Origin of the sequence: Neoalteromonas flava (assembly GCF_002807685.1) — a bacterium.
In the GTDB taxonomy this organism is placed as follows: Bacteria; Pseudomonadota; Gammaproteobacteria; order Enterobacterales; family Alteromonadaceae; genus Alteromonas_E; species Alteromonas_E flava.
Map to the genome: position 1 here is coordinate 85,925 of NZ_PEAX01000007.1, position 15,209 is coordinate 101,133.

Here is a 15,209-nt window from a genome sequence, read left to right on the forward strand (position 1 = left end):
CTAATGATGGGTGACGTATTAAATAAAAAGTCGTTTTTTATAAGAGGTCTGACTTGACAAGCAGCAAGTATGCAGTTGGTATCATAACATTGCTTTGTGTTTTGTTTTTGAACTCAACACTGGCGCATGCGCAAGTGTTTTCTAGTCAGCAGCTTTCGCAGTTAGACGCGGCAATCTACACGTCACCAGTGACTACCTTGGAAGAGCTTGATAGCGCCATTAAATCAGGTGATTACCAGGGTGAAGACTATCTCTGGTTGTTGTTACGCAAAGCGCAAGTGGATGACGTGTTAACACGCTACAACCTAGTGACAGCAACTCTGGATCAAGCTGAAGCTAAAATCAATGCGATGACACCCATTCAAGCAGCCTATTATTATTATTTACGTGGGGTGAATGCGCATAAAACTGGGCAAATTGAGACCAGTATCAGACAGCTCGAAGCTGCCTTAGAACTCCTTCATGAACAGCATGATTTAACTATATATGTGCTGACTATCCGAGAGCTGGGATACGCCCTTGCTCTATCTGGTGACTATTTCCAAGCAAACAAAATATTACACACGGCTTACACTGAACTCGTGGTATTGGATAACGCCTTCTACAATGCGCTTTTGGCGGAAAGCTTGGGAGATACTTACAACTATTCTGGTAATTTCTCTAACTCATTAGATTACTATCAGGCTGCGTTGAATGATTTTGAGTCTTTGGATTTTAAGCCCTTTATTGCCAGCACATTGTTAGGGATCGCAATTGTGCATAGGCGTTTACAAAATTGGGATGAAGCGCTCGCTACTTTTGACCTTTATGAGCAAAGTATTGTCTTTAAGCAGGCATTCAGTGAGCGTTTTTATTTGTATTACGGGCGCGCTATGACATTGGCCGAAAAGGGCGACTGCACAGCTGCTATTCCGGCGATTTCTTCAGCACTTGGGCTGGAAGGAATTATTGACTATCGTGCTGAATTACTGAAGCAACGGGCGAAATGCTATCTAGCCTCAGGTAAAACTGAATTAGCCGTGTCAGATGTGAAAACGGCTCAGCAAATATTTGCTTCCATACCCGAACTCAGCGGCTCTCAATGGGAGTTGGAAATTGCGTATATCAATAGTCAAATCGCCTATCAACAAGGTGACAAAAGCACCGCGTTTACCATGTTGGACGACTATTACCGCAAGTTAATTGCACTTGAACGGGAAAACAACTCAGAGAGAATGGCGAGAATGCAATCTTCGTTGGAAGCCGAACGTAAAGACCGAGAGATCGACCTACTCAAACAGCAGACTCGTTTACAAGAAGTCAGTGCAACTGAGCAGTCATTGCGAGTGCAGCAACAGCGCTTAATTATTGTTGGCACAGTCATTATTGCTGTACTCCTATTGGTTTTTGGCATGGTCCAATTTCGCCATTCCCAAAAATTAATGGCGCTGTCGATTCGAGATGATCTAACCGGGTTGCATAATCGTCGCTATGTGTTCGATTTTTTTGAAAATTGGCGTTTTGTGTCTGGGGGAGTATCAACATCACTAGCCGTTCTCTATTTTGACATCGATGACTTTAAGCGCGTTAATGATAATTTTGGGCACAAAGCGGGTGATGATGTAATCAAAGCGATTGCTAAGATAGCGAGTAAGGTGGTCAGAACAAACGATATTGTCAGTCGTATTGGTGGTGATGAATTTTTGGTTATTTTACCCCGCGCAGATCTGCACGAAGCAAAGGACATAGCGCAACGATTACTGCAAGAGATTGCAGAGCTTAAAGTTAATGTCGGAGCGGATGTTGCGATTGCAGTTACAGCAAGTATCGGTTTGGCAAATTATACTCCTGAGCAAAGCCAATTATTTGATATCGAGGCTTTGCTAGAGTCTGCAGATAGCGCATTATATGCGTCCAAACGAGGTGGTAAGAATCAATACCGGATCGCAGAAAAAGAGAGTTAAACAGCGACGACAAGAAGTAAACGTTTGGGTGAGTTTAACAAAGCTAGATTGGATAGTTTGACGCTTTCTGCACGATCGAGTTTGACTTGTTAGTAGCCGATGACTTTTGCAAAAATCACTTAATACTATCTATCAATGGCTTGGAGTTGCGCGATGCAAATAGCGTATCCAAGTGCTTATCCAACATCATCGAGCGCTTTGCATCGGTGTCTCGATCGAAATATTGCACGAGGATTGGGGCGCTAGTAATCGTTGCTAGGGCACGCTCTTGTCGTTCAGTTAACGAATTGGTTAGAGGATGTGAAGATGTCGGTAGCCAGCCTAGTGACAGTGCAAGTTTGTCGCTAGAACTGGTGGTTGCTAGGTACTCTAGAAACTTAGCCGCCGCAGGTTTGTTCGTGCTGTTTTTGGCAATCATTAACATATCCAGTGGCGCAACGGTGCCGTAGCGATGGCTATCTGGAAACGCAAAAAAACCCACTTCATTGCCCAGAACAGTATTTAATGACTCTTCTATAAATAAACCGCTTAAAGTCATACCCGCATGGCCGCGTGCAACGGCAGCAACCGCTTGAACCCAGCTCCATTCATGATCAGGTGCAAAAAAATACTCTTTATCGATAAGTTCGGTTAACGGAGCGAGCAATTCAGAAGCCTTATCGGCGCCTATAGGGTCTCCGTGAACCATCTTTGTGCGCAATGTTTCCCCACCTTCCATCAACGACAAATAATCTAGCCAAGCAAGGGTCTCCCACTCACTTTGATTCGCTTGAACCAATGGCTTGATGCTATTTTGCTTCAATACTCGCGCGATATGTTTAAAGTCTTGCCAGGTTTTAGGTGGCTGAAGATCCAGTGCGGCAAAAACAGATTTATTGTAATAGAACCCCCAAATATAAACCGCGAGAGGAAGGCCATACAGTTGCCCATCACGACTTAATTGTTGCAGGTTTACGCTTTTATAGTGGTGACGTATTAAGTCGACATCCATTAGTGAGTTTATGGGAGCAACTAAATCCTGCGTTACTAGTCGAAATAACCGTTCACCCGCTTGCCAATGAATAATGTCGAAATCGCCCTTTTTGAGCCAGTTATGGATAGCGGCTTTAAATCTTGCATCACTATAAGTAGAGAGTTCAATGGTTTGGTCTGGATATAGGGCTTGGAACTTTTCGACAGTTTCCGTCAATGAGGCAATTTGCGTCGGTTCGGCAGACAAAAATGCTATTTTTAATGGCTTGGTGTTTGCAGCAGTGGGTGCACTAATAGATGCAATAACAACGAGTGTTAGGCTTGTTAACAACAGAAGCCTTCTTATATACGGCATATTCAAACCAATGCAGCGACTACTGAGCTAAGTATAGTCTTTGCTTCAGTAAGTGCCAGCCGATAGTAATGTTATGATCACAATTGCGATTAAACGAAGTTGTGTTTTTTTGGCTGCTGCACAAATGGCCATATCAACAATAATTGAGCTGTGTAGTATGTTGTCATGATCATAAGATCTGCGGCTTCGAAGGATTGCAAAAATCGGTCATAGGCAATGAGAGAATCTGAGAGAGTAAACAAGCAGGCTCCCCCAATAATATGGGGATTTTGCGTTTTTATAGCCAAACAAAGCATGACACTAATAACTGAGGCATAGATACTAACAGGTAACGCCAGTTGTCCGCTGTTGGGCACTAAAAAAGTCAGGCACAAAAGCCAATAAATAAGCACCAGTACACAAAGTCTGGGCCATGGCTGTTGCTTCGCTAGCTGCCAGAAAGCTACTGCATAGCCACAGTGGGCCAATAAAAAACAACTGAGCCCGGCAATAAAGGCCCAGCTAACATTGATGGCCAAAACAAAATCACCAGACAGCGATGCAATACAGGCAAGTGCGATTACAGGGCGATATCTAGCGCTTGCAATCCGTATTACCCAAAGAGCTAATAGACTAACCGGGATCGCCTTATGCCACCCATACGCTGCCTCAGGCCTTAACAGCAACAGTAAAAGATAACTGAGGCTGCTACCCAAATAGGCAGCAAGCCATAGCGCGGAATGATACATGGTATACGGCTATATCTTACTCCATCAATGCTTTGATATGTTTAACCGGTGCGCTGCCAAAACTCAAAAACTCCTCGTGAAATGCCTTCAAGTCGAAGTCTTCTCCCTGTGCAACTTTCCGCTCTTCGCGAAAATCATAAATTTCGCGATAGCCACTGTAGTAGCTGGTCAACTGCACTTGGCTTAAGGTAGCACGGCGCCATTTGCCCTCTGCCTCGGCTTGTTCCTGAAACGCTCCATTCATTAGCAGGTCTAGCCCTTCTTCTTTGCTCATGCCATTCACTTGAATGGCATAATCTAAAATGGTGTTACAGATAACGCGTAAATTCCACTTGTAATACATCAGCCACATCTCTGGCTCAAAGTCGGCATAGCCTTCTTCCAACATCATACGTTCAGAATAAACCGCCCAACCTTCAATCATTGCGCCGTTGCCAAAAACACTCTTAATTAATGATGGAGAGTTATTGGAATAAACTAACTGCGTATAGTGACCAGGGATAGCCTCATGGATATTCAGGATCTGCAGGATCCAATGATTGTATTCGCGCAGATAAGATTCAGCTTGTTCTTCTGTCATATCATCAAGCGGGGTCACATTGTAGTAAGTGTTCTCTTTCTTCTCGTAAGGGCCAGGAGCGCTAATCGATGCACCAGCAAAACCGCGCATATATTCAGGTGTTTCTCTCACAACTAACGGTTTTTCGGGATCAAGCTCAATCAGGTCATGCTCGCGGACGAAAGCTTCCAACATAGGAATTTGTTCGCGGATTTCAGCCACAAAGTTTTCCCTTTGTACGTGCTTCACTGATAAGTGCTTGATCAACGTCGCTATTGCCTCACTTTCCGCGGCAGGCTGCGGTGTATCAGGAAAGTACTTTGGCCACAATTGCGTAGTCAGCTTAACCATTTCAGCAGTGACCTCAGCTTTATCCTGCAAGGCTTTTTCATACATTTGTTTGGCGCTGTAACCAGACTGAATATCAAAGGTAAACTTTTGCTCGTACAGTGTCTCACCGATACGAAACGAACGCGCATTACCATTTTCAACTAAAGCGGTTTCGAGCGCTTGCAAGTACGCAATATAACCATTGACGGCATCAATCGCTGCGCTCAAGCGAGCGGCAAATATCGTTTGCTCATCTGCACTCAAATCACTGTCTGGCAGCATCGCAAGGATGTCTTCATTCAATACGCTAAACACGCCTTGATTCTGGGCAATAGCTAATTGCGTATGCTCTATCGTTGGGATCGTGATATTCGCTTGTGCTGCGTTGTAAAAATCAGGCACGTATTGCAATCGGTTGAATACTTGCCTAACTTTTTCCACATTTGATTTAAATCGACTATTTAAAATATTGGCAAATCCATAGGCGACGTTGTACTGCGATGGATCCCATTGATAGGACTGAAAGGTATCAAGCTCCCAGAGGCTTTGCTTAAGCGTGTTTTCAATCAAAAAGTAATCGATCTTATTGGCATTGTTAATCTGCTCTAAATCGAAGCGTTCAAGTTCAGCAAGTTGCTCTGCGATGAAGTTGCGGTCTGATTCTCGCGCTGCTGCATCCGGAATCCGGATCACATCATCAAATTTACCGTACCCGGCCCATACGGAGTATTCCGGATACTGGCGCCAAAAACTTTCGATAAAGGCTTCACTGTATGCTGCAAAGGCCGCGTTCTGGTCTGTTTGTGCGGCGGCATTTTCTGGTGCGTCAGAGGCTGCCGATGGATTGTTTGCCACATTGGGTTGGCAGGCAGCTAGCGTTAATGACGAACAAATGAGTATGGTTAGGGCAGTTTTCTTCATTTTGGAGGCCTTTCGTTTTTGTTTATCGTAGCAGAGAAACGCCAGAATAATTACCATCAATTTCGCTCTTCTCTCGGTCGTGTAACGTAACGACTTTTTGCAAATTTATTCACCGAAACTGCGTCTGTGTAGCCGAGTCGACATAGGGTTCGTGCGAAGAATTTATGGTTGTGACGCTACAGCTGGCGACAACAAGCCACGGAATAGTCATTGAGAAATAATCATTGCCGCTGGCATATTGATTTGAGATTGGCTGGCAAAAGCGAGTAAGCCCGTATAGCATGAATGCCAGTGTTTTCATTACCTGTCGTTAACTACATGGAAGAGACCCAAACAGAAAAATCAACCTGGTTGCAACGGCTAAAAGAACAAAGTTGGGAAGCTGAGTTATTGGTTTCTGCGATTGGAACCTTTGCATCATTTCAATTATTTGCTGTAGTGAAGTGGTTAATGTTTGTAATGATCGATTACTTACCACCGACACAATATTTTATTGGTTATATTGCGACCTATACAGGAATGCTCGCAGTTAGCATGCTAACAAGCATGTTTATTTTGCATTTTTTTCTGCGTTTTTATTGGGTAGGTTTAGTTGGGCTGAATTCTGTATTTAGTGAGACCGAAAGTAAAAACAGCGCATTTTCTGAAATTTATACGGTAAAAATGCTGGCAATCTTGCCTAAAGTAAAAGACTCGATACACAAAGTAGATGATCAGTGCAGTGTGATTTTTTCTATCGCTTTTTGCTTAATGGTCATTTATGCCTATTTTGCTGCATTGCTAGGTTTGTTCATCGTTTTTTACAATGTGTTAGAGCCCTATCTACCACACTGGTTGTTGATCATGCCCGCTGTGTTTGTGGTGACTACCGCAATTGTTCAAGCGTTAGTCAGTGTAATCGCCAATTTGAAGCGCTTTCATGCGGATCAACGAATTCAGACCCTGTACTTTCAAGTCACACGGTTTCAAAATTGGGTCTTCTTAGGGCCTTTCTTTACGCCAGTTCTGCAGATCTTAATGTCATTCTGGAGTAATTTCAGGAACAAAAAACGGTTGTTTTTATTGCAGGGAGGATGTTTTGCTATAGGCCTCTGTTCATCCGTTTATTTCACCGTTAACTCAAAGGTACAGTACTTTTTAGAAGAAGATTACTTTGCTGACGGCACTCGCGTTTACACCGAATTTTATGCGCAAAATAATGCTCAGGCTGAATTCTTAATTGCCCCAGAGATCCAGGCTGAGATCTTACGTAAGCCAGTAACAACCCTTTTTATTCCGGTGTTTCGCCATGAGAATCGGGTTAGTCAGCCACTGTGTGAGGAATCTTTGCAGTTTCGTGAAGACGCGAGCAAGCGTGAAATGAAAATGGCATGTTACCAGTATTACCATGCAGTATTGTTAAACGGTCATGCGATAACGCCTAATTTTAAACGTATGAACCATCCTCAGACTGGGCAAGCCGGCATTTTTGCTTACCTTGATTTGAGTGAAGCAAATGCGGGTGACAACATGCTGACAATTCGCAAAGAGCTACATGCTGAAGATAATATGCAGTGGACTATTCCGTTCTTTTTAGTTGATAGTAATGGGTTTAATGGTAATTAGGTGAGGCTCCCTAGTGTATGACTAATAGCGCAGGTTGCTTTTCGTAGCAGGTTTAGGGGCAAGCTTGCAGAAGTAGAGCCCAGCGAAGTGGGCTCCGGTCATGTCGTTGTCGAGTCTGCTTGATTGTTATTGCGATTGTTTTAAAGTGACAGAAAATGTCACAGGAACCGCATAGCTAATACTGTTTAGCCCTGCGATTTTACGCAAAGCATCTACACCCGCGGTTAATCCAAACTGACTGGCATTGACTAAGCTAGGCTTTACGGTATGCGCACTGATCGTAGTGTTGTTCAAGCGCTGAACATTAACCACAAAACTGACTTCAGCAGTCTCACCATGCAATGACAAAGTACCAGACTGCGTCATTTGTTTTGATTCACCCACTGCCATACTCATAACCTCCGCTGGCAGTTGTGTACTAAAACTGGCTTGCGCGTACTCACTGACGTTAAATAGCATCTCTTGCATGCGCGTGTTACGGACCGGGATCATGGTATTGACCGAGGTCAGATCAATGCTAATGGTTAAGCTGCCATCTTTGCTCAACTCACCACTTAATCGGTCGAAGGTATGTACCTCTGCAATATGTTCATTTTTGGTTGAAATGAAGTGCAGTGCGCTGGCGTCATTGTCGAGTTGCCAGTTGGCAAAAACTGAGGTTGATAAAAACAGCAAGCCCAGTGATAAAAAACGCATATAAACTCCGTAATTAAAAATAGTTAACGATGCTTTGCCAATCGACGCGAGGATCGCCGAGTACCACAAAGTCTGGGTTTTCCAGAGAATTACGTTGGTTATAGGTTAAAGGCTCAAAATTAGCAGCGAGTATTTTGCCGCCGGCTTCATTGATAATGCATTGTGATGCACCCGTGTCCCACTCGCCAGTAACGCCCAAACGCATGAATACATCTGCTTTACCTTCAGCGATAAAGCAAGACTTGAGTGAGCAGCTACCTAATGGCAAAGTTTGATAAACGCGTTTGGCGCTCATGCGCGAAAAGACCTTCTCACGTGATTGGCGTCGACTAATTGCAATAATCACAACGCTGTCACTTGGATCGTCGAGTTTGCGCACATGTATTTGGCGTTCTCCTTCAGGGCAATCTTTAAACGCACCATCTCCCTTTGTAGCATAATAAAGCGACTGCCCAGGCGGCCAAAAAATGACTCCAATAACCGGTTCGTTGTTTTCAATCAGCGCAATATTGACGGCAAAATCCCCACTGCGGGCGATGAATTCCTGCGTGCCGTCAATAGGGTCAATTAGCCAATAACGTTCCCAATGTTGGCGTTCTGCAAGGCGTTCAATCTTAGACTCTTCAGACATGATCGGAATATCAGGGGTCTGTTGGGTGAGCATTTCGGTGATGATTTCATTGGCATGATAGTCCGCACTGGTTACGGGCGACTCATCTGCCTTCTCATAACTCTTATAGTCACCAGAATCATAGATTTCGAGTACAGCAGCTCCCGCTTTACACGCCGCCTCTTTGGCTAAGTTAAGCAGAAAGTCCTTGCTGTAATCTGACATCACTCTTGTTCCTTTAACCACCGTTTTAATAAGAATAGCGCAGCAATGCCACGTGCTTCAATAAAGTCTGCGCGCGCTAACAATTCGTCAGTATCATCAAGTGACCACTTAATCACTTCAAGCGGTTCAGGTTCGTCGCCTTCAAGCCTTTGCGGATATAAATCTTGAGCGACCACGATGTTCATACGTGAGCTGAAAAATGTCGGCGCCATGCCAACGGTATGTATATCATGCAGTTGGCGGGCAGCAAAGCCGACTTCTTCTTGAAGTTCCCGATTCGCAGCCTGTAAGGGAGTCTCTCCTGGGTCGATCAAGCCTTTGGGGAAGCCCAGCTGATAGGAATGCGTGCCCGCAGCATACTCGCGGATCAGATAAAAATTCTTGTCATCGAGCATTGGGATGATCATTACTGCGCCACGATTTTGCCCCGCCATGCGTTCAAACTGACGAGTTGCGCCGTTTGAAAACTCTAGATCAACCTGCTCCACATTGAAAAAGCGACTCTTGGCGACTATTTCGCGATGGTGGATCGTAGGTAATGGTTTGTTCGGGTCTATTTTACTCATCAACTGAACCAGTTAAACTTCACTATGAATTTGTACTGTCCCGCTCTCAGATCCGATCGAAGACAGTCATCGTTGTTAATTTACCGCTTACTCTAAATCAAGGACCACCACTTGCCAAATATTGACTGGGAAAACATTCATACCGTTCTTCTCGACATGGACGGAACGTTGCTGGATTTGCACTTTGATAACTATTTCTGGATTGAGCATTTACCGCAAAAGATAGCCGAAAAGACGGGACAGCCAGTAGAGAAATGCCGCGCAGATATGCTGGCACACTATGCTCGCATCACGGGTCAAATCGAATGGTATTGCTTGGATTATTGGGCCGATTACTTAGATATGGACATAATGGCTGCAAAACGTGAAGTCGAACACCTTATCAGTATGCGCGACGATACCATCCCGTTTTTGGATGCATTGAAAGCCAGTGGTCGAGAGGTCATTCTAGTAACCAATGCGCATCCAGGTAGTTTGTCATTGAAAGTTGAACATACTCAACTTGATAGTCATATTGATCAGTTAATTTCCACTCACCAATTTGGGGTGACTAAAGAATCACAATTACTGTGGCAGAAATTACAAGAATTCACCGGTTTTGATGCTAACAAAACGCTGTTTGTGGATGACAGTTTGCCTATTCTTGGTGCAGCCAAAACCTTTGGTATTGCACATTTACTGGCAGTAGAAAATCCAGATAGCCAATTGCCGGCACGTCAGATTGATGACTTTGAATCGGTCAATGACTATCGAACATTAATTGATGATATTGCGCGTTATCCGATTAGAAATCCTGATTAAGGTAGCGAGGAGAATACGATGAAGCGGCTATTTGTAGGTTCACTGAATCCTGTCAAAATTCAAGCGGGCAAGCGCGCGTTGAGTCAGTGGTTTGATAACGCTCATGTAGAAGTACAAGGTATCGCTGTACCGTCTGGCGTGGCAGACCAACCAATGACCGAGGCAGAAACGCGGTTGGGTGCGGTCAATCGGGTTCGCAAGTGTTTGGCCGAATTAAACTTAAATGCCACTGAGTATGACTGGGTTATTGCCTATGAGGGCGGCGTGGATATGTTTGAAGATGGCCCGGCAACATTTGCTTATGTCGCTATCAGTAACGGTAAAAAGTTGGCCGTCGGTCGCTCTGGCAATCTACCGCTTCCGCGTCCAGTGTATGCAGAACTCCTCAAAGGAAAAGAACTGGGCCCAGTGATTGATAAATATTTCAACACCCAAAATATTAAACAAAAAGGTGGTGCCATTGGGGTTTTAACCAAAGGCTTAGCCACACGTCAGAGTGTGTATGAAACTGCCACCATTATGGCGATAAGCACTTACACGGATGCAGTTAATGCCTAAGGTCGCTTTAGTTACCGGTGCCGCAAGTGGAATAGGACTAGCGCTAACTGAAGGGCTATTGGCACGTGGCTATGACATTGCGATGCTGGATATTGATGAGTCGCGTTTAATCGATGAGTGCGAACGCTTGCAAGCCGCAATCAAGCTGCAAGGTACACAACGGTTAACGCCCCACCATTGTGATGTTGCCGATAGCGCAAGTATCGATCAGGCCGTTACTAATGTTATCGCTGAGCATGGTCATTTGGATGTGTTGATTAATAACGCGGGTGTAGCCGTTGGTGGCGCATTTGGGCAAATGAGCGAAGCGGATTTTAATTGGCTAATCAATATCAACCTGCTTGGACTTGTGCACATGACGCGCGTTTGCTTACCGCATTTATTGACTCGTCCAAGCGGCAATATTGTCAATATTTCCAGCCTCTTTGGCATCATCGCACCGCCAGGGCAAACGGCGTATTCAGCATCAAAGTTTGCTGTGCGCGGGTTTTCAAAAGCCTTACAGCATGAATTGGTAGAAACCGATATTACCGTTTCTATCGTTTACCCAGGTGGTGTGCGTACCCGTATTGCGAAGCAGTCACGTAAAGCAGAAGGGCTTGATGCTGCTGAATATCAGCAAGGCATAAAAGAATTTAATCGTGCCCTGGTGTTAGCTCCTGAAAAAGCGGCACAAATTATCTTAGATGGTATGCAGCGGGGGCGGGCAGAGATCCTAGTGGGAACGGATGCAAAAATTATCCGCTGGTTAGCCAGACTATTTCCACGTCACTATTGGCCTATGGTTGAGAAGCTCATGCCGTCTGGGCAGTCATTGGATCGGATCCGCGCGTTTTACAATAAAAACCGATAAAGCTTCGATGGTGGTTAGAAGCTTGTTAGTATTAACCGTAACTTAGCGGGCTAACAGGGTCTACATGCGCGTGTATAAACAGGGCTTTACCTTAATCGAGTTGATCATTGTCATTGTCATCCTTGGCGTTTTAGCCGCAACGGCAGCGCCACGGTTTCTGAATTTTAGTAGCGATGCCAGAATTGCAGCAATAGAGTCGCTTGAAGGCAGTATGAAGACAGCGTCAGACTTAGTGAATATGAAAGCCCGTATTGAGAACAAACTGGACTGTGCCACTGACCCTACCGTGGACATGGGCGGAGAAACAATCACACTGCGTTGTGGTTATCCATGTCCGCACCCGAATGGCATCGCCAAAGCGGTTGTCACTGAAGCCCCCTTTACTTGGGTAGGTGGTAATTGCGGTGGACAGTTGGGTGCTGTGGAAGTGAGAATAAGCGATGCGCCAGACCCTGCCAATTGCAAAATTCGCTACACCTCAGCCCGTGCCACGCGCCCACCGGGCTTTACAGCAACCACTAGTGGTTGTTGAAACGCCGCCAGGCAAGTGATTGGCCCCAGTAAAACAGCACATAAGTTACGACCACAAAAACAAAGCATTGCGCAATAGGATAGTTTGATACGTAATGTGCAGGCCATGATATCGCTGCAGCAAAATTATGAAATTGCTCAACAAAGGCATTCACTAAAAGTCGAATAATGGCATTCAAGCCACTGCCTTGTACAAGATTGTCCCAGCCTTGCCAGTCGGCGACGAACTCCCTGACTTGCTTAAATTCAATAAAGATTAATTGGGTAAATGCTACGCAACCATAGTACCCGCCACCGAACTCCAACCATTTCTTCGTTATTGGGGTGCTGTTCTTGTCTGCTAAGTCATCATCAAGTTCATCTAGGATGTCATCATTGCCTTCTTTGCCACGATAAATCCCTTTTTTGTAGGCTGTGTAATGCAGCAGAACACTGGCCATGAAAAGCACTGTTCCAACCTTCAGTGTTTCTATTAAGATCGCTTCCATTGCCTGACTCCCTGCGTGTTTTGGCTGTGTGCTTTTGATCTTTTATAGGGTAAAACTAATATAGCCTTGATTGTCGGGTTGCCCAAAAAACTTAGCCGCATCATGAACTTCTTGCGGTAAAGACGGATCTGGTTTGAACTTGCCCGCAACAGCAATATCTCGCATTGAGGCCACGCGCGCGTCCAAGCTTAGACCAAACAGGTTGGGCTCTTGTACATTGACCGTTATGGCGCGGTTATCGCAACCCAAACGGGCACTAAACACTCCAAGCGGGATCCTACCTTGAGTACCTTGTACACTAGCATTCAACCATTCCCCTGTACCCTGAAGGGTTTGGCAAGTTTGGTTAAAATCTAACTCGCTCAGGGTGACGCGAAAACGTCCACCGGCTTCTACCGGAAGGGGTAAACTAACATTCGCTAAGACCTGATCGGTGGGTAAATACAAGACAAATTCATCACTACTAAAGACCAAAGGTTTTGTAATCGAGGTAACAATGTCGCCGGTCAAAGACACTTCAGTGGCTTGACGTTGACTACCGGCCTCTACATTTAGCCATGCTTGACCCCATAACAATGGTAGCGCCGAGAGTTCCCACTTTACATTGTTAATGCTCAGACCATTAACCGTAACGCGGCGCGCAGAACCGTCCCAAAGCGTGCCCGACACTCCAGTGACAGCAATATTGCGCGGTAGTTCTACCCGACCCAGCACTTGCTGGGCTGGTAAATGAACCAACAAAAAGAAGATGAAGATAACAGCGCCAATAAGCGCTATGGCGAATTTTGACTTCATGGTTTTCCTAGCTGCAAACGGCGGATCTTGATTTGTCCGGGGGATCCCGCTTCAGTGACATCTACTTGAAGCACCGCAATACCCATATTTTCAAGTGCATGGATCCAATCAACGACGGCATCAAACGGCGCTTCGTCAACCCAGACTTGTAATTCATCACCTTGTGGTTGCATGCGTGAGATTACAATATTCAAGCGGCTGGTGGTTTGATTAACCGCTTGTGGTAACGAGCCGGTGAAATTACGCTGGCCGCCATTCGAACGGCGCAACTGAATAGCGCGTTGGCTGCTGGCTTGCACCCACGAGAGTAATTCCTGTTGGCGTTCGATTTGCACTTGTGATTGAGTGATCGCGTTGTTAAGCGGGGCCCAGATGAGGAGATAAAACAGCCCAACAATACTGACAACGATGGCGACTAAAACAATCCATTGTTCTCGCTCAGTGAGTGCTTTAAAGCGTTGGATCAGTGACTGCATGATTTACCCCTTAATAATCACTGAGCCAATCACTTGATTGTCTCGGTTGTTAATCGCACCTTGCTCAACGGTAAACCCAACGGCCTGTGCTTGCGAACGAAAGCGCTCCAATGCTTCAAAGTTTGCGGCGACAGCTTGCATACGCAGTTCGCTGCGTTGACTGTCATAACGCAAAGACTGCGGTTTTACCTGAGTCTGTGAAAACGCCGAGCCTAGTTGCTCTAACATTGCCAACATTGATACGCCACTTCCACCTTGCTCGAGTTTGGCCAGCTCGTCATTGATTTTCCGTCTAACATCTCGATACACACCTATATCTGGAAAGCCACGTTTTATCTCATCATCGATGGCAGCCGCTAATGATTCCTGTTGTTGTTGTAATTTCAACAGGGTAATCCCTTTATCAGCCAGTGATAAGCCAAAAGCGAGCATGGCGAGAATTGCCGCTAAGCGCCATTTGCGCCAGGTGCCACTGGCTTGCTTTTTCACTTTGTAGTCGCCTTGGAGCAAATTAAATTTTGCTGCTTGACTACCTTTCACTAATACATGCATTGGCATGTCTAACGTTTGCGCGTGCCAATCAACGTTAGGTGTAGCGCCTACTGTGACCCCACTGTAGTCAAAGACTTGAAGTGGATCTTCTTGTTGCTTGGCAAAGTGCATGATTGCCGGCAGCATCCATTCGTGCTCTCCTTGCATTCCAGCCCAGGCGTCTTGTCGAACCAACCATTCGTTGCCTAATTCAAGTAAGCTCCAAGCATCGGGGTTATGAGGTAAAGCTAATACGTCGGGAATTAAGCGGTCGCAATGCAGCCCCGCTGCAGCCAACATGTCGCGCCATAACTCCATTTGTTTATGGCTAACGATAGCAACAGCTTGCTCAGTCCCTTCTTTTGGGCCAAGGGCGAAAAACTGTTCGTTTACATCGGTGGAAAGCTCTTCCTCAAGCATGTAAGGAATTGCAGCGAGTACTTTTCGACTCGCTTTAGGTGGTAAAGTAACCCACTTTAGTAAGACGTGACTGCTGGGTGCTAGCGCAATGACCGAACGAGAACCTGCGCGCTCCGATAACGAAGTCATTGCAGCAGCATTCTCTAATTCGCCCGAGGCGATAATTTCTTGCTCGCTTTCAGACCAAACAATCCAATGCACTGGACTGTGTTGGTCACCGCCTAAGCGGACTATAAGCTGCTCCAT

At 45.4% G+C, this 15,209-nt stretch carries 16 protein-coding genes; 6 read left to right on the forward strand and 10 right to left on the reverse strand.

The genetic code is table 11. The features are described 5' to 3' along the window. Window positions 1-53: 53 nt before the first annotated feature. Window positions 54-1,943, forward strand: coding sequence for a tetratricopeptide repeat-containing diguanylate cyclase (locus CSH92_RS15425; protein ID WP_124916982.1), 1,890 nt, complete (start codon window positions 54-56; stop codon window positions 1,941-1,943). A 115-nt stretch (window positions 1,944-2,058) separates the two neighbouring features. On the opposite strand, the gene CSH92_RS15430 is transcribed toward CSH92_RS15425, so the two are convergent. The 3 genes from CSH92_RS15430 to CSH92_RS15440 all read right to left on the reverse strand — a co-directional run bounded on the left by CSH92_RS15430 (window position 2,059) and on the right by CSH92_RS15440 (window position 5,808). Then, window positions 2,059-3,246: an ABC transporter substrate-binding protein gene (locus CSH92_RS15430; protein ID WP_164084768.1), complete on the reverse strand. Its 1,188-nt coding sequence runs from the start codon at window positions 3,244-3,246 to the stop codon at window positions 2,059-2,061. Window positions 3,247-3,359: 113 nt separating this feature from the next. Continuing rightward, entirely contained in the window at window positions 3,360-3,998 is a 639-nt protein-coding gene (locus CSH92_RS15435; protein WP_100658542.1) for a lysoplasmalogenase, read from the reverse strand. A gap of 16 nt (window positions 3,999-4,014) precedes the next feature. Next, complete coding sequence (locus CSH92_RS15440; RefSeq protein WP_100658603.1) at window positions 4,015-5,808, reverse strand: DUF885 domain-containing protein; 1,794 nt, start codon at window positions 5,806-5,808, stop codon at window positions 4,015-4,017. Between the two features lie 291 nt (window positions 5,809-6,099). Here CSH92_RS15440 and CSH92_RS15445 point away from each other — a divergent pair, with 291 nt between their 5' ends. Next, a complete protein-coding gene (locus CSH92_RS15445) occupies window positions 6,100-7,413 on the forward strand; it encodes a hypothetical protein (RefSeq protein WP_124916983.1) in 1,314 nt (437 codons plus the stop codon). Window positions 7,414-7,539: 126 nt separating this feature from the next. Here CSH92_RS15445 and CSH92_RS15450 read toward each other — a convergent pair whose 3' ends face one another. Genes CSH92_RS15450 through nudE form a run of 3 tightly spaced genes read right to left on the reverse strand, consistent with a single transcriptional unit; the run spans window position 7,540 to window position 9,510 of the window. Next, entirely contained in the window at window positions 7,540-8,109 is a 570-nt protein-coding gene (locus CSH92_RS15450) for a YceI family protein (RefSeq protein ID WP_100658544.1), read from the reverse strand. Window positions 8,110-8,122: 13 nt separating this feature from the next. Further along, the gene (cysQ, locus tag CSH92_RS15455) at window positions 8,123-8,944 is read right to left on the reverse strand and encodes a 3'(2'),5'-bisphosphate nucleotidase CysQ (protein ID WP_100658545.1); all 822 of its coding nucleotides are present in this window, start codon (window positions 8,942-8,944) and stop codon (window positions 8,123-8,125) included. Then, window positions 8,944-9,510, reverse strand: a complete 567-nt coding sequence (gene nudE, locus CSH92_RS15460) for an ADP compounds hydrolase NudE (protein ID WP_100658546.1) — start codon at window positions 9,508-9,510, stop codon at window positions 8,944-8,946. The genes cysQ and nudE overlap by 1 nt, the downstream gene beginning before the upstream one ends. A 111-nt stretch (window positions 9,511-9,621) precedes the next feature. Between nudE and yrfG the strand changes: the two genes are divergently transcribed. The 4 genes from yrfG (at window position 9,622) to CSH92_RS17345 (ending at window position 12,254) form a co-directional block, all read left to right on the forward strand. Continuing rightward, a complete protein-coding gene (yrfG, locus tag CSH92_RS15465; RefSeq protein WP_100658547.1) occupies window positions 9,622-10,311 on the forward strand; it encodes a GMP/IMP nucleotidase in 690 nt (229 codons plus the stop codon). 18 nt (window positions 10,312-10,329) lie between these two features. After that, on the forward strand, window positions 10,330-10,869 hold the full coding sequence (gene yjjX, locus CSH92_RS15470; protein WP_100658548.1) for an inosine/xanthosine triphosphatase: 540 nt from the start codon (window positions 10,330-10,332) through the stop codon (window positions 10,867-10,869). Next, window positions 10,862-11,722, forward strand: a complete 861-nt coding sequence (locus CSH92_RS15475; protein ID WP_164084769.1) for an SDR family NAD(P)-dependent oxidoreductase — start codon at window positions 10,862-10,864, stop codon at window positions 11,720-11,722. Before yjjX ends, CSH92_RS15475 begins: the two co-directional genes overlap by 8 nt. Window positions 11,723-11,786: 64 nt before the next feature. Beyond that, entirely contained in the window at window positions 11,787-12,254 is a 468-nt protein-coding gene (locus tag CSH92_RS17345) for a prepilin-type N-terminal cleavage/methylation domain-containing protein (RefSeq protein ID WP_276307877.1), read from the forward strand. On the opposite strand, the gene CSH92_RS15485 is transcribed toward CSH92_RS17345, so the two are convergent. From CSH92_RS15485 to gspL, 4 genes are read right to left on the reverse strand one after another with little or no spacing between them, the layout of a single operon-like run. Then, window positions 12,241-12,741: a hypothetical protein gene (locus CSH92_RS15485; RefSeq protein ID WP_100658550.1), complete on the reverse strand. Its 501-nt coding sequence runs from the start codon at window positions 12,739-12,741 to the stop codon at window positions 12,241-12,243. The genes CSH92_RS17345 and CSH92_RS15485 overlap by 14 nt on opposite strands. 42 nt (window positions 12,742-12,783) lie before the next feature. Continuing rightward, window positions 12,784-13,536, reverse strand: a complete 753-nt coding sequence (locus CSH92_RS15490) for a type II secretion system protein N (protein WP_100658551.1) — start codon at window positions 13,534-13,536, stop codon at window positions 12,784-12,786. Beyond that, window positions 13,533-14,012, reverse strand: a complete 480-nt coding sequence (gene gspM / locus CSH92_RS15495) for a type II secretion system protein GspM (protein WP_100658552.1) — start codon at window positions 14,010-14,012, stop codon at window positions 13,533-13,535. The genes CSH92_RS15490 and gspM overlap by 4 nt, the downstream gene beginning before the upstream one ends. Window positions 14,013-14,015: 3 nt before the next feature. Next, window positions 14,016-15,209 (reverse strand): type II secretion system protein GspL, encoded by a 1,194-nt coding sequence (gene gspL, locus CSH92_RS15500; RefSeq protein WP_100658553.1) that lies wholly within the window; start codon window positions 15,207-15,209, stop codon window positions 14,016-14,018.

Excerpts from the sequence above, each read along its gene's own strand:
- CSH92_RS15435 (WP_100658542.1), bottom strand. The coding sequence starts at position 3,998 with ATGTATCATTCCGCGCTATGGCTTGCTGCCTATTTGGGTAGCAGCCTC.
- CSH92_RS15440 (WP_100658603.1), bottom strand. The coding sequence starts at position 5,808 with ATGAAGAAAACTGCCCTAACCATACTCATTTGTTCGTCATTAACGCTA.
- CSH92_RS15450 (WP_100658544.1), bottom strand. The coding sequence starts at position 8,109 with ATGCGTTTTTTATCACTGGGCTTGCTGTTTTTATCAACCTCAGTTTTT.
- cysQ (WP_100658545.1), bottom strand. The coding sequence starts at position 8,944 with ATGTCAGATTACAGCAAGGACTTTCTGCTTAACTTAGCCAAAGAGGCG.
- nudE (WP_100658546.1), bottom strand. The coding sequence starts at position 9,510 with ATGAGTAAAATAGACCCGAACAAACCATTACCTACGATCCACCATCGC.
- yjjX (WP_100658548.1), top strand. The coding sequence starts at position 10,330 with ATGAAGCGGCTATTTGTAGGTTCACTGAATCCTGTCAAAATTCAAGCG.
- CSH92_RS15475 (WP_164084769.1), top strand. The coding sequence starts at position 10,862 with ATGCCTAAGGTCGCTTTAGTTACCGGTGCCGCAAGTGGAATAGGACTA.
- CSH92_RS17345 (WP_276307877.1), top strand. The coding sequence starts at position 11,787 with ATGCGCGTGTATAAACAGGGCTTTACCTTAATCGAGTTGATCATTGTC.
- CSH92_RS15485 (WP_100658550.1), bottom strand. The coding sequence starts at position 12,741 with ATGGAAGCGATCTTAATAGAAACACTGAAGGTTGGAACAGTGCTTTTC.
- CSH92_RS15490 (WP_100658551.1), bottom strand. The coding sequence starts at position 13,536 with ATGAAGTCAAAATTCGCCATAGCGCTTATTGGCGCTGTTATCTTCATC.
- gspM (WP_100658552.1), bottom strand. The coding sequence starts at position 14,012 with ATGCAGTCACTGATCCAACGCTTTAAAGCACTCACTGAGCGAGAACAA.
- gspL (WP_100658553.1), bottom strand. The coding sequence starts at position 15,209 with ATGGAGCAGCTTATAGTCCGCTTAGGCGGTGACCAACACAGTCCAGTG.